Genomic DNA, 19,292 nt, shown 5'->3' with positions numbered 1-19,292 from the left:
TGCGTGAGATTGCGTTATGGATGGTATTTTCCTGCAGCAACTGGTCAACGGTCTGACCCTCGGGTCGGTCTATGGCCTGATCGCCATCGGCTACACAATGGTCTACGGCATCATCGGCATGATCAACTTCGCCCACGGCGAGGTTTACATGATTTCCGCTTACCTGGCGGCAATCAGTCTGGCTCTGCTGGCTTACTTCGGTATCGAATCCTTCCCGCTGCTGATGCTCGGCACCCTGATCTTCACCATCGTGGTGACGGCGGTGTATGGCTGGGTCATCGAGCGCGTCGCTTACAAGCCCCTGCGCAACTCGACCCGACTGGCACCGCTGATCAGCGCCATCGGTATCTCGCTGATCCTGCAAAACTATGCACAGATCGCCCAGGGCGCCAAACAACAGGGCGTGCCTACCCTGCTGACCGGTGCCTGGCGTGTCGAAGTCGGTAGCGGCTTCGTGCAACTGACCTACACCAAAGTCTTCATCCTGATCGCCGCTTTCGTCGGCATGGGGTTGCTGACCTACATCATCAAATACACCAAGCTGGGGCGCATGTGCCGCGCCACCCAGCAAGACCGCAAGATGGCCTCGATCCTCGGGATCAACACCGACCGAGTGATTTCCTACGTGTTCATCATCGGTGCAGCCATGGCCGCACTGGCCGGCGTGCTGATCACCATGAACTACGGCACCTTCGACTTCTATGCCGGCTTCATCATCGGCATCAAGGCGTTCACCGCCGCGGTACTCGGCGGCATCGGTTCGCTGCCTGGCGCCATGCTCGGCGGGATCATCCTCGGCATCTCCGAGTCATTGTTCTCCGGCCTGGTCAACTCCGACTACAAAGACGTGTTCAGCTTCTCGCTGCTCGTACTTGTTCTGGTCTTCCGACCGCAAGGTCTGTTGGGCCGTCCTCTTGTGTCGAAGGTGTAAACGATGTCTTCAACAACCACTGAAAAATCCATCGATATCAAAAAAAGCCTGGTTGAGGCGATTCTCGCCGGCCTGATTGCCCTGATCGTGTTCGGACCGATTGTCGGCGTGGTGCTCGACGGCTACAGCTTCAATCTGGAATCGACCCGCGTGGCCTGGATCATCGCCATCGTCATGGCCGGGCGCTTTGCCCTCAGCCTGTTCCTGCAAACGCCAAAAGGCCTGAAGATCCTCGACAGCTTCGAAAGCAGCGGCTCCGGCGTGCATGTGCTACCGCCGGATTACAAATCGCGGCTGCGCTGGATCATCCCGCTGATGATTGTGCTGGCGATCATTGTTCCGTTTGTTTCCAACTCCTATTTGCTGGGGGTGGTCATTCTCGGATTGATCTACGTGCTGCTGGGGCTGGGCCTGAACATCGTGGTCGGTCTGGCTGGTCTGCTTGATCTGGGTTACGTGGCGTTCTACGCCATTGGCGCCTATGGCCTGGCGCTGGGGTACCAGTATCTCGGTCTGGGTTTCTGGACGGTGCTGCCACTGGCGGCAATCACCGCCGGCCTTGCCGGTTGCATCCTCGGTTTCCCGGTGCTGCGTCTGCACGGCGACTACCTGGCGATCGTGACCCTGGGCTTCGGTGAAATCATTCGCCTGATCCTCAATAACTGGTTGTCGCTGACTGGCGGCCCGAACGGCATGCCGGCGCCACTGCCGACGTTCTTCGGTCTGGAGTTCGGCAAGCGCGCAAAGGATGGCGGGGTACCGTTTCACGAGTTCTTCGGCATCGCCTACAACCCTGATGTGAAGTACTACTTCATCTACGCGGTGTTGTTCCTCGTGGTATTGGCCGTGCTGTACATCAAGCATCGTCTGGTGAAGATGCCGGTCGGCCGCGCCTGGGAAGCGTTGCGCGAAGATGAGATTGCCTGCCGCTCGATGGGCCTCAATCACGTACTGGTCAAGCTTTCGGCGTTCACCATCGGTGCGTCGACGGCGGGTCTGGCCGGGGTGTTCTTCGCCACCTATCAAGGCTTCGTCAACCCAACCTCGTTCACCTTCTTCGAATCGGCGCTGATCCTCGCCATCGTCGTGCTTGGCGGCATGGGCTCGACCATCGGCGTGGTGATCGCTGCGTTCGTGCTCACCGTCGCCCCGGAACTGTTGCGTGGCTTCGCTGAATATCGTGTGCTGCTGTTCGGCATCCTGATGGTGCTGATGATGATCTGGCGACCACGCGGGCTGATCCGCATCAGCCGCTCCGGGGTCAAACCACGCAAAGGTGCCATTCACTACGAGAGGGCTGCGCCATGAGTGAAGTCGTACTCTCCGTTGAAAAACTGATGATGCATTTCGGTGGCATCAAGGCCTTGAGCGATGTCAGCCTGAAGGTCAAACGCAACTCGATCTTCGCCCTGATCGGCCCGAACGGTGCCGGCAAGACCACGGTGTTCAACTGCCTGACCGGTTTCTACAAGGCTTCAGGCGGCAAGATCGAACTCAACGTGCGCGGCCAGCAGACCAACGTCATCCAGTTGTTGGGCGAGTCGTTCAAACCGACCGACTTCGTCTCGCCGAAATCCTTCCTCAGTCGCCTGTACTACAAGATGTTCGGCGGCACCCATCTGGTGAACCGTGCCGGTCTGGCGCGGACTTTCCAGAACATTCGCCTGTTCAAGGAAATGTCGGTGCTGGAAAACCTGCTGGTGGCCCAGCACATGTGGGTCAACCGCAACATGCTGGCTGGCATCCTCAACACCAAGGGCTACCGAAAAGCCGAGAGCGATGCGCTGGACTGCGCGTTCTACTGGCTGGAAGTGGTCGATCTGGTCGACTGCGCCAACCGCCTCGCCGGGGAATTGTCCTACGGTCAGCAACGTCGTCTGGAAATCGCCCGGGCCATGTGCACGCGGCCGCAGATCATTTGCCTCGACGAACCGGCCGCCGGCCTCAACCCTCAGGAAACCGAAGCGCTGAGCGCGATGATCCGGCTGCTGCGCGACGAGCATGATCTGACCGTGGTGCTGATCGAACACGACATGGGCATGGTGATGAGCATTTCCGACCACATCGTGGTACTGGACCACGGCATCGTGATTGCCGAAGGCGGGCCGGAAGCGATCCGCAACGACCCGAAAGTGATCGCGGCCTATCTGGGCGCCGACGAAGAGGAAGTGGCATGACCCAACCCATCCTCGAACTGAAAGACCTCGATGTGTTCTACGGCCCGATCCAGGCGCTCAAGGGTGTTTCGCTGCAGATCAACGAAGGCGAGACCGTCAGCCTGATCGGCTCCAACGGTGCCGGTAAATCAACCTTGCTGATGTCGATTTTCGGCCAGCCACGCGCAGCGGGTGGGCAGATTCTCTACCAGGGCGTCGACATCACCCACAAGTCATCGCACTACATCGCTTCCAACGGCATTGCGCAATCGCCGGAAGGGCGGCGGGTATTCCCCGACATGACCGTTGAGGAAAACCTGCTGATGGGCACTATCCCGATTGGCGACAAATACGCCAAAGAGGACATGCAGCGCATGTTCGAGCTGTTTCCCCGGCTCGAAGAGCGGCGCACCCAGCGGGCGATGACCATGTCCGGTGGTGAACAGCAGATGCTCGCCATCGCGCGGGCATTGATGAGCCGACCGAAGTTGTTGCTGCTCGATGAACCGAGCCTGGGGCTGGCGCCGATCGTGGTGAAGCAGATCTTCGCAACGCTGCGTGAGCTGGCGAAAACCGGCATGACGATTTTCCTCGTCGAGCAGAATGCCAATCATGCGCTGAAGCTGTCGGATCGCGCCTATGTCATGGTCAACGGCGAGATTCGCCTGTCCGGCACCGGTAAAGAGCTGCTGGTGAATGAGGAGGTGCGTAACGCCTATCTGGGCGGGCACTGATTAATCACAGATTGTCCGCAAACCCCGACACGCAAATGTCGGGGTTTTTTTATCTCTTGAATCCACCGCGACCCCTTGTAGGAGTGAATTCGGCAATTGTGGAAAACAAATCCACCAAGCTGCCAAAGCGCGACATATAGACGCTGCAAACAGCTGTTTTTCCACAGTTTTGACTTGTCCCCGTTTGCTGTGGAACTGGCTGTGAATAACGTGGGTGTATTCGGCTGAAGGCTATAATCTACGTGGCTTGCAGCGGCCTGATCATTTTTTGAACAGGCGATTTGCAGAGAGCGACACGCGCCATTGTCAACCCTTTTATCGTGCCGTGAGCACGTCTCATCTGCCGTACCCAGGCCTGTGGATAAGTCTGTGATTAAACTCTGGAAAGACCGCGCCAAGGGCCGTCAGCACTGGCCTTGCGCAATCACTGCGCTGAGCGCTTTATCGTGCACGATGCCCTGTCGTGCATAACTGCCGCTGCCGGGTCAAGCAAAAAACTTTCTGTTTCGCCCGCAAAGCCTTGCGTGGCGGGGCTTTGCGCATTTTCACTTGCCCCCGAAAACTGTGGAACGGACTGTGGATAACATGCGCGTACATGGCTACAGGCCACGGCGGCTATGGCGTTGGCACGCTTGATTGTTTTTTGTACAGCGCGTGGCAGTTGCCCGTAAAAGCGCGGGCGGGCATGCTGCCTGCTGATTTTCTATTCCAAGGGCTGCCGTGGTGGCCGAAGCAAGGAGAACACGATGTCCAACACCCTGTTTATCACCGGCGCGACCTCCGGTTTTGGTGAAGCCTGTGCCCGTCGTTTTGCCGAGGCTGGCTGGAAACTGGTGCTGACCGGCCGTCGTGAAGATCGCCTCAATGCGCTGTGCGCCGAACTGTCGAAGCAGACCGAAGTGCATGGTCTGGTGCTTGATGTGCGTGATCGCAAGGCGATGGAGGCGGCGATTGCCAATCTGCCGCCGTCGTTCGCCACCCTGCGCGGCCTGATCAACAACGCCGGCCTGGCGCTCGGCGTCGATCCGGCGCCGAAATGCGATCTGGATGACTGGGACACCATGGTCGACACCAACGTCAAGGGTCTGATGTACGCCACGCGTCTGTTGCTGCCGCGCCTGATCGGACATGGCCGCGGCGCCGGCATCATCAACCTTGGCTCCATCGCCGGTAATTACCCGTATCCGGGCAGCCACGTGTATGGCGCGACCAAGGCCTTCGTCAAACAGTTCTCGCTGAACCTGCGCTGCGACTTGCAGGGTACCGGCGTGCGGGTCAGCAACATCGAGCCGGGGCTGTGTGAAAGCGAGTTCTCGCTGGTGCGTTTCGCCGGTGATCAGGAGCGCTACAACGCGACCTACGCGGGCGCCGAGCCGATCCAGCCGCAAGACATCGCCGAAACAATTTTCTGGGTGATGAACACGCCAGCGCACATCAACATCAACAGCCTTGAGCTGATGCCGGTGAGCCAGACCTGGGCCGGGTTTGCCATTGAGCGGAACAAGGCCTGACACCGCGCTGAAGCCATTCGCGAGCAGGCTCGCTCCCACAGGGGAACGCAATCCAATGTGGGAGCGAGCCTGCTCGCGAAAGCGATCTATAGCTCAGCGCAAATATTCAGCCAGACCGCTGTAGCACGTCGCCAAGTGATATGGCGTAGTGGAAGGCATGTCCTTGCGACTGACTTCCCCCTGCTCATCCCGACACTCATACCAGCCGCTGGCATGCAGAAACCGCTGCTGCAACGCCTGCAATTGGCGCAGCACCGCCGCGTCACTGTCCGGGCGCAACGTCAGCGCGCGCAGGTATTCCGCCTGAGCCCAGATTCGCTGGGTCGAATCCCGTGGCCGGCCGTTGCTTTCCAGATCAAGCATGGCGCGCACCGCGCCGCAGGCTTCAAGCACGCCGTATTGCTCGGTAAAGGCAAATGCGCGATCCAGCGCCCGGTGCAATTTCGAATCGCGTAGCAGCGGCGAGGATTGCAGCAGGAAATACCATTCGAACTGATGGCCCGGTTCGTACCAGTTATCCACAGCGCCGAGCGGCTTCTCCATCAACACGCCATATTGCGGATCGACGAAGTGCTTGTGCATGGCTGTGCATAACTCGCGCAGGTCCATTTGCGTCTGCGGGTCTTCGCGCACGGCCAGCGTCGCGAGGAACGCTTCGGCCAGATGCATCAGCGGGTTTTGCAGCGGACCGGTTTGCAGCGTCATCCAGTCGCGATCCAGACACGCCTCATACAAACCATCGCCGGTGGCGAAGCGACGGCCGATGATTTCCAGCGCGGCATTCAAAGTCGACTGGGCCAGCGGATCAGCGGACTTCGCCCAGTAATGCGCGCAGGCGAACAGAATGAAGGCGTGGGTGTAGAGGTCTTTGCGCTGATCCAGCGGCTTGCCCTGGGCATCGATACTGTAGAACCAGCCGCCGTGCTCGGCGTCGTGAAAATGCCGTTGCAGCGAACGAAACAGCGCCGCCGCGCGAACTTCAGCGTTATCCACAACCCCGATCAGGCTGGAAAACAGGTACAGCTGCCGTGCGCAGGCCATGGCCCGATAGCGCTGCACGGGCAGCGGTTGCTGTGCGGCGTCCAACGCCTCGTACGGCAACGCCATGTCGGCATTCCAGCCCGGCCCTTGCCAAAGCGGCACGATGACGTGCAGAAAATGCTGCTGCACCTTGGCAAACAGGGCGGACAATTCGGGCAGGGCGGTGGAACGGCAAGCGTGGGGCATGGGCGGGCGTCACGGGCTGGGGCGATTGCGCGACATGGTAGCAGAGAGGCAGCCGTTAAAGGTTTGGTGTCTGATCGGCCGTCATCGCTGGCAAGCCAGCTCCCACAAGGATATTGGGTGCTCACCCAATGGTGGACTTACCCAATAACCTCTGGGAGCTGGCTTGCCAGCGATGAGGCCAGTTCAGACGATGGAAATTAGCCTGCCAGCAGCCACGCGCCTGTGATTGCTGAGGCAGCACCTGCAAGACGCACTAACGGTGCAGCAGCTTGAGGCAAGAAGCGCACCACGCCGTAACCGACGGCATGCAACGCTGCAGTCGCGGCAACGAAACCAGCCGCATACGCCCACGGGCTGCTCATCTCCGGCAGTTCCAGCCCGTGCGCCACGCCATGGAACAGCGCAAACAGGGCAGTCGCGGCCACCGCCATGACCAGCGGCGGACGGACCGCCAGGGCCACCGCCAGACCCAGCGCCAGCACCGACGCGGCAATCCCGCTTTCCAGCGCCGGCAATTGCAGCCCTTCAAAACCCAGCACGCCGCCAAGCAGCATGGTGCCGACAAACGTGCATGGCAGCGCCCAGCGTGCCGCGCCTTGCTGTTGCGCCGCCCACAAACCGACGGCGAGCATTGCCAGCAAATGGTCGAGGCCGCCGATCGGGTGGCTGATGCCGGCGATCAGGCCGCTGTCGCCATGGCCGGGATGAGCAAAGGCCAGCGCCGGGGTCAGCAGCAGCGCAACGGCGCCAAGAATGCGTTTGAGTGTCATGGATAAGCTTCCTTGTTGATAGGTGGATCAGGCTGCGCTCAGCAGGCCTTGGCGTTCGATGAAGGCGATGATCTGCTCAAGGCCCTGGCCGGTTTTCTGGTTGCTGAAAACGAACGGCTTGCCGTTGCGCATGCGCTTTGTGTCGCTGTCCATCATTTCCAGCGATGCACCCACGAGCGGCGCCAGGTCGATCTTGTTGATCACCAGCAGGTCGGACTTGCAGATACCCGGACCACCCTTGCGCGGCAGCTTGTCGCCGGCAGAAACGTCGATTACGTAAATGGTCAGGTCGGACAGTTCCGGGCTGAAGGTCGCCGAAAGATTGTCGCCACCGGACTCCACCAGAATCAGATCGAGGCCTGGAAAACGCCGGTTCAGTTGATCGACTGCTTCGAGGTTGATCGAGGCGTCTTCGCGGATCGCCGTGTGCGGGCAGCCGCCGGTTTCCACGCCGATGATCCGCTCCGGGGCGAGGGCTTCGTTGCGCACGAGAAAATCGGCGTCTTCGCGGGTGTAGATGTCGTTGGTCACCACAGCGAGGTTGTAGCGCTCGCGCAGGGCCAGGCACAGGGCCAGGGTCAATGCGGTTTTGCCGGAACCGACCGGGCCGCCGATGCCGACGCGCAGAGGTTGTGTATTCATCTGATGTTTCTCCTAAGAGCGGAAGAGGCGGCTGTACTGGCGCTCATGGGCCATGCACGCCAGGGACAGGCCGAATGCGGCGCTGCCGAGGTGATCGGGATCAATGCGGGTCGCGTCCTGCTGCGCTTGTTGCAGCAGCGGCAGCAGTTCGCTCGTCAGGCGCTGCGCGGCTTGCTGGCCCAGCGGCAGGGTTTTCATCAGCACCGCGAGCTGGTTTTCCAGCCAGCTCCACAGCCACGCGGCGAGGGCATCCTGCGGGCTGATTTGCCAGGCGCGCGCGGCCAGCGCCCAGCCAAGGGCCAGGTGCGGTTCGGCGCATTGCTCAAGAAAGGCACGCGCAGGCGCGTCGAGCTCCGGCAAGCCGTTGAGCAGTTGCTGCAACGAGTAGCCCATCTGTCGGCTTTCCAGATGCAGCTCGCGGGTTTCGCGACTGGTGCGATGGCGTTCGCAGATCTGCAGCAACTCGGCCCAGTTTTCCTCGGCGGCCGCCTGACAGTGCGCAAGCAGCAGCGGCGCCTCGAAGCGCGCGAGGTTGAGCAGCAACTGATCACTGATCCAGCGGCGTGCGCTGTCGGGGTTATTGACCCGGCCGTTGTCCACTGCCATCTCCAGGCCTTGGGAATAGCTGTAGCCACCAATCGGCAACTGCGGACTGGCCAGGCGCAGCAGCGCCCAGGCCGGATTCACAGGCGTACGCCGAACTGATGGAGTTTCGGCGCGTAGTTGAAGTCTTCGTCGCCATGGCGTGAATGATGATGGCCGCCGCCGTAGGCACCGTGTTCCGGCTGGAACGGCGCTTCGATGGCGGTGACCTGGGCCCCCAGTTGCTCAAGCATGGCTTTGAGCACGTAGTCATCAAGCAGGCGCAACCAGCCATCGCGGACTTGCAAGGCAACGTGACGATTGCCCAAGTGATAGGCGGCGCGGGTCAGTTCAAACGCGTTGGCGCAGGTGACGTGCAGCAGTTGCTCGGAACGGGCGCAGACGCGGACGATGCGGCCGTCCTCGGCTTGCAGGCATTCGCCGTCATACAGCGGTGGCTGGCCGCGCTCCAAAAACAACCCGACGTCTTCGCCCTCGGCACTGAAACAGCGCAAGCGGCTCTTGCTGCGCGCTTCGAAGGTCAGGTGCAACTCGGCGGCCCAGACGGGTTGAGGGTCGATTCTGCGGTGAATCACCAGCATCGGAAATCTTCCAGCTATGGACAATGATCAGGCTAGAGCAAGGGCCGCGCCAATCGGCCGATCCGTAGGAAATGGCTGTCGGCGCGAGGCCGATCTTTCAACAGGCGGGAGGTTTCTGGAAGCTTTTGGTGCGTGAAGAATTTGTCATGCACCAAATCAATGCGGCGGTGCTGCACCTTTGTAGGCGTGAGCCTGCTCGCGAAAGCGGTGTGTCAGATAGCGATGCTTCGCTTGGCGTACAGCTATCGCGAGCAGGCTCACTCCTACATAGAGATGGGGGTGGCTGCGGTTATTCGGTACTGCCCAACCCCTGCCAGTGCTTGAGCCCGATAAAGATGAAGCGCAGCTGCTGGGTGATCTTCGCTTGCGGGGTCAGATGCTCGGGCAAGGCTTCGGCCGGCGGGTCGATGATGTCTGGCAGGGTGGCGAATACGGATTTGACGATCAGGTCGGCCATCACGCTCAGACCGGAGATGTCCAGATGTTGCAGTTTGGGCATCAACGCCAGATCTGCGGCGAGGTCGGCGCTGATGTTCTCGCGCAAGCGGCCAATCGCCTGACGCACCGGCAGCGAGCCGCCATATTGTTCGCGGGCCAGAAACAGGAATTGCGAACGGTTGGCGCTGACTACATCAAGGAAGATCCGCACCGAAGCATCGATAATGCCGCCCATGACGAATTCGTTGTGGCGCACCAGGCGGATGGTTTCGCGGAAGGTCTGGCCGACTTCGCTGACCAGCACCAGGCCGAGTTCGTCCATGTCGGCAAAATGTCGATAGAAACCGGTGGGTACGATGCCGGCGGTTTTGCTGACTTCACGCAGGCTCAGGCTGCCAAAACCGCGGCCGCTTTCCATCAAGTGGCGGGCAGCGTCCATCAGAGCGTTGCGGGTCTGTTGTTTCTGTTCGGCGCGGGGCAGCATCGCAGGGCGTGTTCTTTGGCAGGACAAGCGTCGCACTCTAGCAAATCGGCTTTGCCGGCGTCGAACGGGAGAAGGCGGGGCAGGCGTTGCAGCGGGGCAGAAAAGTCAAAAGCCCAATCCGGGGATTGGGCTTTTTTTCGAGGCCACCATGGGCTTAGCTCAAGGCACTGTTGCGTTCGATCACACGTTCACCACCGCCTTCAGCGATTGCCTGACCCAGTGGGGTTTTATCGAAGCCATCGTCAGCCAGGGTCTGGCCTTGTGGGGTACGGTCGCTACCATCGGATGCCAGGGTCTGGCCCTGTGGAGTGCGGTCGCTACCGTCGGACGCCAGGGTCTGGCCTTGTGGAGTACGTTCGCTACCGTCGGACGCCAGGGCTTGGCCTTGTGGAGTGCGATCGGAGCCGTCCTGCACCAGACCTTTCTCTTCCAGACGATCACGGCCGCCTTCAGCCAGGGTCTGGCCTTGTGGAGTGCGGTCGGAACCATCGGCAGCTACGGTCTGGCTGAATACCGAGTAGCTGGATTTGACTTGCGGGGTCGCCTGATCGGCAGCGGGCAGGGCGAAAGCAGTGCTGGCTAGCATCGACAGGGTAAGGCTGAGCAGTAATTGGCGTTTCATGATGGGTTGCTCCTTGGGAGGGCGATAAAGTGGGTACGAGGGCAATGCTACTCTCGATAAGTCGATATAAAAGTTCATAAACGCAATGGTAATAATCAACAGAATTGATTGTTCGCTTCGAGGGCTCTAGATCGGGCCTTTGCGGCCGGCGGTTTTGCACCGCGGTGGGTATTTTCGACTCACTCGCGCCTCGCAAAAGTGCGGGTCGCGGTAACACTGCTCGACCGATTGGTCAGGTTTGCTGGCCTTTTTATGGCTTAAACTGCCTTTCAATTAAACCTGCGGGCCTTTCGCCAGTCACAGACTGCATGGGGCCGCTTCGGTCTGCCGTTTCAAACTGTGCGTCGGGATCCAGGCGTGCGGCCGTGATCAGGAGCTTTGTGCATGACGCGCACTGGAAAAATCTTCAGTTGGACCTTCGCCACCCTTGTATTGCTGCTCGCAGTACTGATTCTGATCATCGTGTTTTTCGACTGGAACCGGATCAAACCCACGATCAACAGCAAAGTCTCCGAAGAACTGCACCGCGCGTTTGCCATCAATGGCAATCTGGCCGTGATCTGGCAGCGCGAGCCTGAAGAAGGCGGCTGGCGCGCCTGGGTGCCGTGGCCGCATGTAGTCGCCGAAGACCTGAGCCTGGGTAACCCGGACTGGTCGAAACAGCCGCAGATGGTCACCCTGAAAAAGGTCGAGCTGCGCATTTCGCCGCTGGCTTTGCTGGCGCAGCGCGTGGTGATTCCGCGCATCGACTTGACCGAACCCAATGCCGAGCTGCAACGCCTGGCCGACGGTCGCGCCAACTGGGTGTTCAAGTTCGACCCGAAAGATCCCAACGCTGAACCGTCGAACTGGGTGGTCGACATCGGCGCCATCGGGTTCGACAAGGGCCACGTCACGCTCGATGACCAGACCCTCAAGACCCGTCTCGATGTGCTGATCGATCCGCTCGGCAAGCCGATTCCGTACAGCGACATCGTCGGCGCCAAAGCGGCGAAAACTGCGCAGGACAAGGGCGGCGCGCCGCAGGATTATGCGTTTGCGCTGAAGGTCAAAGGCCAGTATCACGGCCAGAATCTGACCGGCCAAGGCAAGATCGGCGGGCTGCTGGCATTGCAGGATGCGCGCAAGCCCTTCCCGTTGCAGGCGCAAGCGCAGATCGGCGATACCCGCATCGAACTGGCCGGCACCCTGACCGACCCGCGCAACCTCGGCGCTCTCGACCTGCGCCTGAAGCTGGCCGGCGCCAGCCTCGGCAATCTCTACCCGCTGACCGGCGTGACCCTGCCAGACACGCCGCCGTACTCCACCGACGGCCATCTGATCGCCAAGCTGCATGACGAGGCAGGGGCAAAGTTCACGTACGAGAAATTCAACGGCAAGATCGGCGACAGCGACATTCATGGCGACCTGACCTATGTTGCCAGCCAGCCTCGACCAAAACTCAGCGGCGCGTTGCTCTCCAATCAATTGCTGTTCGCCGATCTCGCGCCGCTGATTGGCGCCGATTCCAACACCGAGCAAAAGGCCCGTGGCGGCGCGAGCAAGCAACCGACCGACAAGGTGCTGCCGGTCGAAGAGTTCAAGACCGATCGCTGGCGCGCGATGGACGCCGATGTTGAATTCACCGGCAAGCGCATCGTCCACAGCGAAAAGCTGCCGTTCACCGACCTCTACACTCATCTGAAACTCGACGACGGCGAACTCAGCCTTGAGCCGCTGCGCTTTGGCGTGGCCGGCGGCAATCTGGATGCGCAGATTCGCCTCAACGGTCGCACCGAACCGCTGGAAGGCCGGGCCCGCTTGACCGCGCGCAAGTTCAAGCTCAAGGAATTGTTCCCAACCTTCGAACCGATGAAGACCAGTTTCGGCGAGCTCAACGGCGACGCCGATATCAGCGGCCGCGGCAACTCGGTGGCCAAGCTGCTGGGTGGTGCCAACGGCAAGTTGAAAATGTTGATCAACGACGGCGCGATCAGCCGCGAGTTGATGGAACTGGCCGGGCTTAACGTCGGCAATTATGTGGTCGGCAAGATCTTTGGCGACAAGGAAGTGAAGATCAATTGCGCTGCTGCCGACTTCGATATCAAGACCGGGCTGGCGACTACGCAGCTGTTTGTCTTCGATACCGAGAACGCAATCATCTACATCGATGGCACGGCAAACATGGCCACCGAGCAACTGGACCTGACGGTGACACCGCAATCCAAGGGCTGGCGTCTGATCTCCCTGCGCTCGCCGCTGTATGTGCGTGGCAAGTTCATCAAGCCGGATGCCGGGGTAAAGGCTGTGCCATTGATGTTGCGCGGCGCGGGCATGGTTGCGCTGGGTGTGATCGCCGCGCCGGCGGCCGGGCTGTTGGCGCTGGTAGCGCCGAGTGGTGGCGAACCGAACCAGTGCGCGCCGTTGCTGGAACAGATGAAGCAGGGCAAGGCGCCGGTCACGGTCAAACCCACCCGGTAACCGGTTGCCTTTGACGGCCCCTTCGCGAGCAGGCTCGCTCCCACACTTGAACGCATTTCAACTGAAGTAACGCGTTCGAATGTGGGAGCGAGCCTGCTCGCGATGGCGGTTTCGAATGGATCAGAGGTCTTTCAGAATGTCCGCCATGTCATCGGCGTGTTCTTCTTCCTGGGCCAGAATGTCTTCGAAAATGCGCCGGGTGGTCGGGTCCTTGTCGCCGAGGTACTGGATGATCTCGCGGTAGCTGTCGATGGCGATCCGCTCGGCCACCAGGTCCTCGTAAACCATTTCCTTGAGCGTATTGCCCGCGACGTATTGCGCGTGAGACAGCCGCGACAGTACGTCCGGATTGAACTCCGGCTCACCGCCCAGTTGCACGATGCGCTCGGCCAGGCGGTCGGCGTGCTCGGCTTCCTGCACTGCATGCTCGAGAAATTCATCGGCGGCGGCTTTGGCGTTCAGGCCGGTGGCCATGAAGTAATGCCGTTTATAGCGCAAGGTGCACACCAGCTCGGTGGCCAGCGATTCGTTGAGCAAGCGCAGCACCTCTTCGCGGTTGGCGCTGTAGCTCTCGGTGACGGCGCCGTTTTCGACGTGTTGGCGCGCACGTTCGCGCAGGCTTTGTACATCTGACAAATGCAGGTCGTCGCTCATGTGAGTCTCTCCAGGAGGCTAATCCGATGGGCGCCACGTTCTGCTGACGCGGTCGCTACCCATGCTGTGAGTGATGCGCGCGGCGAAAAGTTTTATGCGATTTGCACCGACCGGGGCGTCAACCCGCAGCGCTGCGCTTCTTCACGCAGCCAGGCGAAAAAGGCCCGCACCGGCGGATGCCGCTCGCGGCCCGGCACGCACAAGGCGCTGTAGCCGGCGCCATCGACTTGAATCTCGCCGCGGTACGGCACCAGCACACCGCTGGCGAGGCTTTGCGACACCAGAATATTGCTCGCCAGCACCAGACCTTGCCCGGCGATCGCCGCTTGCAGGGCGTAATGTTCTTCGTCGTATTCGCGGATGGCCGGTGTAGGACTCAGCCAATTCTCGCCAGACTTTGCGCACCACGCTTGCCAGCCGTGCGCATAAAGTTTCGAGTTATACCAGTGCACGCTGATCAGCGTTGGCGTGCGTCGCGCGGCCAGCGCCACTTGTTCGGGCGAGCCATAAACGCCGAACGATTCATCGAACAGGCACAGGCCATAAAGATTCGGGTAGTCGTCGAGACTGTAGCGCAGCACCAGATCGACGCTGGCGTCCTGATGCAGATCGATAACTTCGCAATGGGTGTCGAGGCGCACGTTGATGTCCGGATGCTGCGCATAAAAACGGCCGAGCCGCGGCACCAGCCACAGCGCGGCGAACGCGGCCGTGGTCGACAGCGTCAGGCTGCTGCCGCTGCGTTGCGGGCGCAGGGTATCGACGCTTTGCGCCACCTCCAGCAGCGCGCCATGCAGGCTGCGAAACAGGCGTTCGCCACCCTCGGTCAGGCGCACCTGGCGCGGCAGACGCTCGAACAGCGCGACGCCGAGCCAGTCCTCCAGCGCGCGGACCTGATGAGAAATCGCAGTAGGCGTGACGGAAAGCTCTTCGGCAGCAGCCTTGAAACTCAGCAGCCGCGAAGCTGATTCAAAAGCACGCAGGGCGGTCAGCGGCAACGAAGCGAACATGCGCAACTCCATGGATGAAATAAATTCATCCCGACTGATTTTTGCTCATTTGAAATGAAGCAGCGGCCAGCTTCAAGCTGCAAGCGTCAAGTGGTTAGATTCTAGTCAGGAGATTTATAGATGAGCAGGATTCTTGTGGTGCATGGCAGCCCGCGGGGTGAACGGTCGACTTCGCGGCGGTTGGCTGAAGGGTTTTTGAGTGCCTGGCAGGCGCGTCATTCGGGGGCGCAGGTGGTTCGCCGTGAGGTCGGGCGCGCGTTGATTCCTGCGGTCAACGAAGCCTTTGTGGCGGCAGCGTTTTACCCCGAGCCTGAAGCGCGACCATTGGTGATGCAAGCGGATCTGGCGTTGAGCGATCAACTGGTCGGCGAGTTGTTCGATCACGATCTGCTGCTGATTTCCACGCCGATGTACAACTTCAACGTGCCCAGCGGTCTCAAGGCCTGGGTCGATCAGATTGTCCGTCTTGGGCTCACCTTCGATCACACGCTGGACAACGGTGTCGCCCAGTACACGCCATTGTTGCAGGGCAAGAAAGCCCTGATCGTCACCAGTCGCGGTGGCTTTGGCTTCGGTCCGGGCGGCGAGCTGGAGGCCTTGAACCATGCCGATCCGTGGTTGCGCACGGCGCTGGGTTTCATCGGCATCAACGACGTCACGGTCGTCGCCGCCGAGGGTGAGGAGTCTGCCGAGCGCACCTTTGCGGTGTCGGTGGCCGAGGCCGAGCAACGCCTGCTCGACCTCGCCCGGACCTTCTGATGGCCTGGCTGTTCTTGCTGATCGCCGCCGGGTTTGAGGTGACGTTTGCCATGGGCATGAAGTACGCCGATGGCTTCACTCGCCCATGGCCGTCGTTGATCACCGTGATTGCTGCGGTTGGCGGGATTTATTTTCTGACCCTGGCGATGCGCGACTTGCCGGTGAGCATCGCTTACCCGATCTGGACTGCAATCGGCTCGCTGGGCACGGTGTTTCTCGGTTTCGCCCTGCTGGGCGAGAGCCTGACCCTGGTCAAACTGCTCTCGGTGGGGCTGATTGTGGCGGGGGTAGTGGGCCTGAAGTAGGCTGGTGGTGCAGTTGTCATGATCCGCGTGGATGCTTGGCGGGCGTTTTGCACACCTTGCATCCACTCACCGACCACAAGGATGTCCACCGATGTCGACACGTTATCCACTGGTGCTGGTGCCGGGCATGCTCGGGTTTGTCCGGCTGCTGCTCTACCCGTACTGGTTCGGCGTCATCAAGGCGTTGCGCCGCACAGGGGCGACAGTGATTGCCGTGCAGGTCTCGCCGCTCAATTCGACGGAGGTGCGTGGCGAGCAGTTGCTGGTGCGAATCGATGAAATCCTGCGCGAGACCGGTGCGTCGAAGGTCAACCTGTTCGGCCACAGCCAGGGCGCGCTGACCGCGCGTTATGTGGCCGCGAAACGCCCGGATCTGGTCGCCTCGGTGACGTCCGTGGCCGGGCCGAATCACGGTTCGGAACTGGCTGACCATCTGGAAAAACATTATCCCGCCGACAGCGCCAGGGGCCGTCTCCTCGAAGCTCTGCTGCGCTGGGTCGGCTGGCTCATGGCGTTGCTCGACACCGGTTACCACGGGCCGAAACTGCCGGTCGATATTCACGCCTCGCACCATTCGCTGACCACGGCGGGTGTGGCGCTGTTCAATCAGCGTTATCCACAGGGCTTGCCGCAAACCTGGGGCGGGCACGGGCCGGAAGAGGTCAACGGCGTACGCTATTACTCCTGGTCGGGCACGTTGCAGCCGGGCAAGACTGATCGGGGCGGCAACCTGTTCGACGGGACCAATCGCAGCTGCCGCTTGTTTGCGAAAACCTTCGTGCGCGAGCCGGGGCAGTGCGACGGCATGGTCGGGCGCTACAGCTCGCATCTGGGCACGGTGATTGGCGATGACTATCCGCTGGACCACTTCGACATCGTCAACCAGTCGCTGGGGCTGGTCGGCAAGGGCGCGGATCCGGTGCGGCTGTTTGTCGAGCATGCGGCGCGGCTGGAGGCGGCCGGCTGTTAGCAGGCAGACCGCGTTATCGTTCATCGCTGGCAAGCCAGCTCCCACATTGAAATGCGTCTCCCCTGTGGGAGCGAGCCTGCTCGCGAATAGGGCGGATCAGGCGACACTGATTTTGCGCCCCAACACCGTGGTCCAGCGCTCCGACAACACCACCCCTCCCAAAGTCAGCAACCCGCCGACCAAGTGATACATCGCCAACTGCTCCTTCAACACCACTGCCGCAATCAACGCGGTGATCAACGGCAGCAAATTGAAGAACAGCGTCGTGCGGCTCGGCCCCAGACGCTGCACCGCCTGCATCCATGCCAGCGGCGCGAGCATTGATGCCAGAAGGCAGGCATACAGCACCAGCGGAATGTTCTGCACGGTCAATCCGGTTTTCGGCGAAGCGGCGTACAGCGGAAACAACACGACGATCGCCACCAGCACCTGTAAATACAACAGCACCAGCGGTGGCAAACGCAGCTGCCATTTTTTCAGCAGCGTGCTGTAGATCGCGTAGGCCAGCGTGGCGATCAGCATCATCGCATCGCCCAGATTCACCCCGTGTTGCAGCAGGGCACCCAAGCTGCCGGACGACACCACCACCAGAACCCCGGCGAACGACAGCACCGCGCCAACCAGCGCCCCGGCGGTCAGGCGTTGCCCGAGGCTGATGATCGCCATGGCCAGCGACATCAACGGCATCAGCGAGAGGATGATGCCCATGTTGGTCGCAGTGGTCAGGGTCGCCGCGAAGTAGGCGAGGCTCTGATACACCGCCATGCCCAATACGCCGAGGACGAAAATTTTGCCCAGGTTCGGGCGAATCTGCGGCCAGTGCGCGATCAACGCTCTGAGCATGAACGGGGTGAACAGCAGACCCGCCAGCAGCCAGCGGTAAAAACCTATCTCGGCGGGGAAAATCGCCCCGACCGCCAGTTTGTTGATCACGGTATTGCCGGCCCAGATAAAAATCGCCAGCAGTGGAAACGCGTATTGCATGAGTTGAAACCAGTACGTTGATGAACGGCGATTATCCCTTGTCTGGATGCAGCCCTATACTGCGAACCGGACAACCTGCCTCTGCAACCGGACAGCATGAACAGCAAACATATCGATCTGCTGGATTTCAGCGAGCTGCCGTCGGCGGTGTACTTTCGCTACGCCGATTTCAACGCTCACGAATTTGCCGCGCCGCATCGACACCCGTGGGGCACGCTGGAATACGCGGCGCACGGTGTGCTGCACATGGATGTCGATGGCAGCCGCTTCATGTCACCGCCGCAATACGCCGTGTGGGTGCCGCCGCAGGTCGAGCACAGTTTCTATAGCCATCAACCGGTCAACTACCGCGCGGTGTGCCTCGATCCCAAGGTCTGCGCGGACCTGCCGACGCGAGCCTGTACTCTGGCGATCAGCGACATTCTCAAGGCGATCCTCAAGGACTTCGCCGCCCGCGACGTGAAGATCCCGCAACTCGATGCCGATCAGCGCCTGGCCCAGGTGCTGGTCGATCAACTGCAACAGGCACCGGTGCACGAGTGCTACCTGCCATACGCCAGCAGCCCCGGATTGCTGACGATTCTCGACATGCTGCAAGCTGAGCCGGGCAATAATCAGCCGTTGGCACACTGGGCGCTGCAGGTGCATGTCAGCGAGCGCACGCTGGCCCGGCAGTTTGTTCGCGAGCTGGGGATGAGTTTCGGTGAGTGGCGCCAGCGTCTGCGCTATCTGGCTGCGATCGAGGCCCTGGAGACGTCACGCTCAGTGCAGGAAATCGCTTTTGATCTCGGTTACAGCAGTGGCTCGGCGTTCATCGCCATGTTCGCCCGTCAGGCCGGGTGTACGCCGGAGCAATATCGCCGCAGTCACCTGGACGGCAGGAAGATGTAACAGGATTTGGCTACACTTGTGCCGAGGCCGCATCCATCGGTGCGGCAACCAGGAGAAAACTCCATGAAGATGTTGCGTGTGCCGTTGTTGATGATCGGTCTGCTCCTGTGTTCCCAGGGTTTCGCCGCCACGGCGCAACAGAACAAGATGACCACCTGCAATGCCGATGCGACCGCCAAGAGTCTGAAAGGCGACGAGCGCAAAACCTTCATGAGCACTTGCCTCAAAGCCGCCCCGGCAGCCAACGACGGCAAGGTCCTGACTCCGCAGCAGCAGAAAATGAGCACCTGCAATGCCGACGCGAAAACCAAAGCGCTGACCGGCGATGCGCGCAAGGCGTTCATGAGTGATTGTCTGAAGAAGAAATAAGCGGTGCGATGGTGCGCCCAATAATGTGATCGTCTCCAGATTGACCCTCACCCTGGCCTCTCCCAAAGGGAGAGGGCCAGGGTGAGGGAAAAATTCGCAAGCCATGCGCGAAAATCCGAAACCCCGCATATCCCTAGTGCTCTCCCCGGATCGCTGGCAGACTGCCCATCCTTTTACGCCGTTCGTTTTGA

21 protein-coding genes are annotated in these 19,292 nt (G+C 60.7%); 11 read left to right on the top strand and 10 right to left on the bottom strand.

The features are described from left to right. The first annotated feature begins 16 nt into the window (after positions 1-16). From V6F91_RS13505 to V6F91_RS13485, 5 genes are all read left to right on the top strand, one after another. Positions 17-931, top strand: coding sequence for an ABC transporter permease subunit (locus V6F91_RS13505; RefSeq protein WP_208938941.1), 915 nt, complete (start codon positions 17-19; stop codon positions 929-931). Between the two features lie 3 nt (positions 932-934). Next, positions 935-2,239 carry a high-affinity branched-chain amino acid ABC transporter permease LivM gene (gene livM, locus V6F91_RS13500; RefSeq protein ID WP_332765171.1) on the top strand — a complete coding sequence of 435 codons (1,305 nt, stop codon included), beginning with the start codon at positions 935-937 and terminating at the stop codon, positions 2,237-2,239. Beyond that, positions 2,236-3,108: an ABC transporter ATP-binding protein gene (locus V6F91_RS13495; RefSeq protein WP_208938939.1), complete on the top strand. Its 873-nt coding sequence runs from the start codon at positions 2,236-2,238 to the stop codon at positions 3,106-3,108. The genes livM and V6F91_RS13495 overlap by 4 nt, the downstream gene beginning before the upstream one ends. Next, positions 3,105-3,821: an ABC transporter ATP-binding protein gene (locus V6F91_RS13490; RefSeq protein WP_332765167.1), complete on the top strand. Its 717-nt coding sequence runs from the start codon at positions 3,105-3,107 to the stop codon at positions 3,819-3,821. The genes V6F91_RS13495 and V6F91_RS13490 overlap by 4 nt, the downstream gene beginning before the upstream one ends. A gap of 746 nt (positions 3,822-4,567) precedes the next feature. After that, entirely contained in the window at positions 4,568-5,332 is a 765-nt protein-coding gene (locus V6F91_RS13485; protein WP_332765165.1) for an SDR family oxidoreductase, read from the top strand. Between the two features lie 93 nt (positions 5,333-5,425). Here the strand turns inward: V6F91_RS13485 and V6F91_RS13480 are convergent, their stop codons facing one another. From V6F91_RS13480 to V6F91_RS13450, 7 genes are all read right to left on the bottom strand, one after another. Then, positions 5,426-6,559, bottom strand: a complete 1,134-nt coding sequence (locus V6F91_RS13480) for an AGE family epimerase/isomerase (RefSeq protein WP_332765163.1) — start codon at positions 6,557-6,559, stop codon at positions 5,426-5,428. A 197-nt stretch (positions 6,560-6,756) separates the two neighbouring features. Continuing rightward, on the bottom strand, positions 6,757-7,329 hold the full coding sequence (locus tag V6F91_RS13475; RefSeq protein ID WP_332765161.1) for a HupE/UreJ family protein: 573 nt from the start codon (positions 7,327-7,329) through the stop codon (positions 6,757-6,759). A gap of 27 nt (positions 7,330-7,356) precedes the next feature. Beyond that, positions 7,357-7,971, bottom strand: a complete 615-nt coding sequence (gene ureG / locus V6F91_RS13470) for an urease accessory protein UreG (protein WP_095188302.1) — start codon at positions 7,969-7,971, stop codon at positions 7,357-7,359. A 12-nt stretch (positions 7,972-7,983) separates the two neighbouring features. Beyond that, positions 7,984-8,658, bottom strand: a complete 675-nt coding sequence (locus tag V6F91_RS13465; protein WP_332765158.1) for an urease accessory protein UreF — start codon at positions 8,656-8,658, stop codon at positions 7,984-7,986. Next, positions 8,655-9,155, bottom strand: coding sequence for an urease accessory protein UreE (gene ureE, locus V6F91_RS13460; protein WP_332765156.1), 501 nt, complete (start codon positions 9,153-9,155; stop codon positions 8,655-8,657). The genes V6F91_RS13465 and ureE overlap by 4 nt, the downstream gene beginning before the upstream one ends. A gap of 289 nt (positions 9,156-9,444) precedes the next feature. Next, the gene (locus V6F91_RS13455) at positions 9,445-10,077 is read right to left on the bottom strand and encodes a TetR family transcriptional regulator (protein ID WP_332765154.1); all 633 of its coding nucleotides are present in this window, start codon (positions 10,075-10,077) and stop codon (positions 9,445-9,447) included. A 154-nt stretch (positions 10,078-10,231) separates the two neighbouring features. Next, positions 10,232-10,699, bottom strand: coding sequence for a hypothetical protein (locus tag V6F91_RS13450; RefSeq protein ID WP_332765152.1), 468 nt, complete (start codon positions 10,697-10,699; stop codon positions 10,232-10,234). 384 nt (positions 10,700-11,083) lie between these two features. Here V6F91_RS13450 and V6F91_RS13445 point away from each other — a divergent pair, with 384 nt between their 5' ends. After that, a complete protein-coding gene (locus tag V6F91_RS13445) occupies positions 11,084-13,159 on the top strand; it encodes an AsmA family protein (RefSeq protein ID WP_332765150.1) in 2,076 nt (691 codons plus the stop codon). 120 nt (positions 13,160-13,279) lie between these two features. Here the strand turns inward: V6F91_RS13445 and V6F91_RS13440 are convergent, their stop codons facing one another. Together V6F91_RS13440 and V6F91_RS13435 are read right to left on the bottom strand one after the other, a co-directional pair. Next, positions 13,280-13,813 carry a ferritin-like domain-containing protein gene (locus tag V6F91_RS13440; protein ID WP_332765148.1) on the bottom strand — a complete coding sequence of 178 codons (534 nt, stop codon included), beginning with the start codon at positions 13,811-13,813 and terminating at the stop codon, positions 13,280-13,282. 92 nt (positions 13,814-13,905) lie between these two features. After that, complete coding sequence (locus V6F91_RS13435) at positions 13,906-14,835, bottom strand: LysR substrate-binding domain-containing protein (protein WP_332765146.1); 930 nt, start codon at positions 14,833-14,835, stop codon at positions 13,906-13,908. Between the two features lie 108 nt (positions 14,836-14,943). Here V6F91_RS13435 and V6F91_RS13430 point away from each other — a divergent pair, with 108 nt between their 5' ends. The 3 genes from V6F91_RS13430 to V6F91_RS13420 all read left to right on the top strand — a co-directional run bounded on the left by V6F91_RS13430 (position 14,944) and on the right by V6F91_RS13420 (position 16,857). Beyond that, the gene (locus tag V6F91_RS13430; protein WP_332765144.1) at positions 14,944-15,582 is read left to right on the top strand and encodes an FMN-dependent NADH-azoreductase; all 639 of its coding nucleotides are present in this window, start codon (positions 14,944-14,946) and stop codon (positions 15,580-15,582) included. Further along, complete coding sequence (locus V6F91_RS13425) at positions 15,582-15,887, top strand: multidrug efflux SMR transporter (protein WP_332765142.1); 306 nt, start codon at positions 15,582-15,584, stop codon at positions 15,885-15,887. Before V6F91_RS13430 ends, V6F91_RS13425 begins: the two co-directional genes overlap by 1 nt. Before the next feature lie 91 nt (positions 15,888-15,978). Further along, a complete protein-coding gene (locus V6F91_RS13420) occupies positions 15,979-16,857 on the top strand; it encodes a triacylglycerol lipase (RefSeq protein WP_332765140.1) in 879 nt (292 codons plus the stop codon). Between the two features lie 96 nt (positions 16,858-16,953). Here the strand turns inward: V6F91_RS13420 and V6F91_RS13415 are convergent, their stop codons facing one another. Beyond that, positions 16,954-17,841: a DMT family transporter gene (locus tag V6F91_RS13415; protein WP_332765138.1), complete on the bottom strand. Its 888-nt coding sequence runs from the start codon at positions 17,839-17,841 to the stop codon at positions 16,954-16,956. Between the two features lie 96 nt (positions 17,842-17,937). On the opposite strand from V6F91_RS13415, the gene V6F91_RS13410 reads away from it, so the two are divergent. Continuing rightward, a complete protein-coding gene (locus tag V6F91_RS13410; RefSeq protein WP_332765136.1) occupies positions 17,938-18,732 on the top strand; it encodes a helix-turn-helix transcriptional regulator in 795 nt (264 codons plus the stop codon). A 63-nt stretch (positions 18,733-18,795) separates the two neighbouring features. Further along, a complete protein-coding gene (locus tag V6F91_RS13405; RefSeq protein WP_332765134.1) occupies positions 18,796-19,101 on the top strand; it encodes a PsiF family protein in 306 nt (101 codons plus the stop codon). Positions 19,102-19,292: the final 191 nt, after the last annotated feature.

The sequence above is a fragment of the Pseudomonas koreensis genome (assembly GCF_036668835.1).
GTDB classification, from domain to species: domain Bacteria; phylum Pseudomonadota; class Gammaproteobacteria; order Pseudomonadales; family Pseudomonadaceae; genus Aquipseudomonas; species Aquipseudomonas koreensis_I.
The sequence above is the reverse complement of the archived record's forward strand: the minus strand, read 5'-3'. Positions and strand labels throughout refer to the sequence as shown.

Coding starts and splice junctions, on each gene's coding strand:
- V6F91_RS13505 (WP_208938941.1), top strand. CDS start 17: ATGGATGGTATTTTCCTGCAGCAACTGGTCAACGGTCTGACCCTCGGG.
- livM (WP_332765171.1), top strand. CDS start 935: ATGTCTTCAACAACCACTGAAAAATCCATCGATATCAAAAAAAGCCTG.
- V6F91_RS13495 (WP_208938939.1), top strand. CDS start 2,236: ATGAGTGAAGTCGTACTCTCCGTTGAAAAACTGATGATGCATTTCGGT.
- V6F91_RS13490 (WP_332765167.1), top strand. CDS start 3,105: ATGACCCAACCCATCCTCGAACTGAAAGACCTCGATGTGTTCTACGGC.
- V6F91_RS13485 (WP_332765165.1), top strand. CDS start 4,568: ATGTCCAACACCCTGTTTATCACCGGCGCGACCTCCGGTTTTGGTGAA.
- V6F91_RS13480 (WP_332765163.1), bottom strand. CDS start 6,559: ATGCCCCACGCTTGCCGTTCCACCGCCCTGCCCGAATTGTCCGCCCTG.
- V6F91_RS13475 (WP_332765161.1), bottom strand. CDS start 7,329: ATGACACTCAAACGCATTCTTGGCGCCGTTGCGCTGCTGCTGACCCCG.
- ureG (WP_095188302.1), bottom strand. CDS start 7,971: ATGAATACACAACCTCTGCGCGTCGGCATCGGCGGCCCGGTCGGTTCC.
- ureE (WP_332765156.1), bottom strand. CDS start 9,155: ATGCTGGTGATTCACCGCAGAATCGACCCTCAACCCGTCTGGGCCGCC.
- V6F91_RS13455 (WP_332765154.1), bottom strand. CDS start 10,077: ATGCTGCCCCGCGCCGAACAGAAACAACAGACCCGCAACGCTCTGATG.
- V6F91_RS13450 (WP_332765152.1), bottom strand. CDS start 10,699: ATGAAACGCCAATTACTGCTCAGCCTTACCCTGTCGATGCTAGCCAGC.
- V6F91_RS13445 (WP_332765150.1), top strand. CDS start 11,084: ATGACGCGCACTGGAAAAATCTTCAGTTGGACCTTCGCCACCCTTGTA.
- V6F91_RS13440 (WP_332765148.1), bottom strand. CDS start 13,813: ATGAGCGACGACCTGCATTTGTCAGATGTACAAAGCCTGCGCGAACGT.
- V6F91_RS13435 (WP_332765146.1), bottom strand. CDS start 14,835: ATGGAGTTGCGCATGTTCGCTTCGTTGCCGCTGACCGCCCTGCGTGCT.
- V6F91_RS13430 (WP_332765144.1), top strand. CDS start 14,944: ATGAGCAGGATTCTTGTGGTGCATGGCAGCCCGCGGGGTGAACGGTCG.
- V6F91_RS13425 (WP_332765142.1), top strand. CDS start 15,582: ATGGCCTGGCTGTTCTTGCTGATCGCCGCCGGGTTTGAGGTGACGTTT.
- V6F91_RS13420 (WP_332765140.1), top strand. CDS start 15,979: ATGTCGACACGTTATCCACTGGTGCTGGTGCCGGGCATGCTCGGGTTT.
- V6F91_RS13415 (WP_332765138.1), bottom strand. CDS start 17,841: ATGCAATACGCGTTTCCACTGCTGGCGATTTTTATCTGGGCCGGCAAT.
- V6F91_RS13410 (WP_332765136.1), top strand. CDS start 17,938: ATGAACAGCAAACATATCGATCTGCTGGATTTCAGCGAGCTGCCGTCG.
- V6F91_RS13405 (WP_332765134.1), top strand. CDS start 18,796: ATGAAGATGTTGCGTGTGCCGTTGTTGATGATCGGTCTGCTCCTGTGT.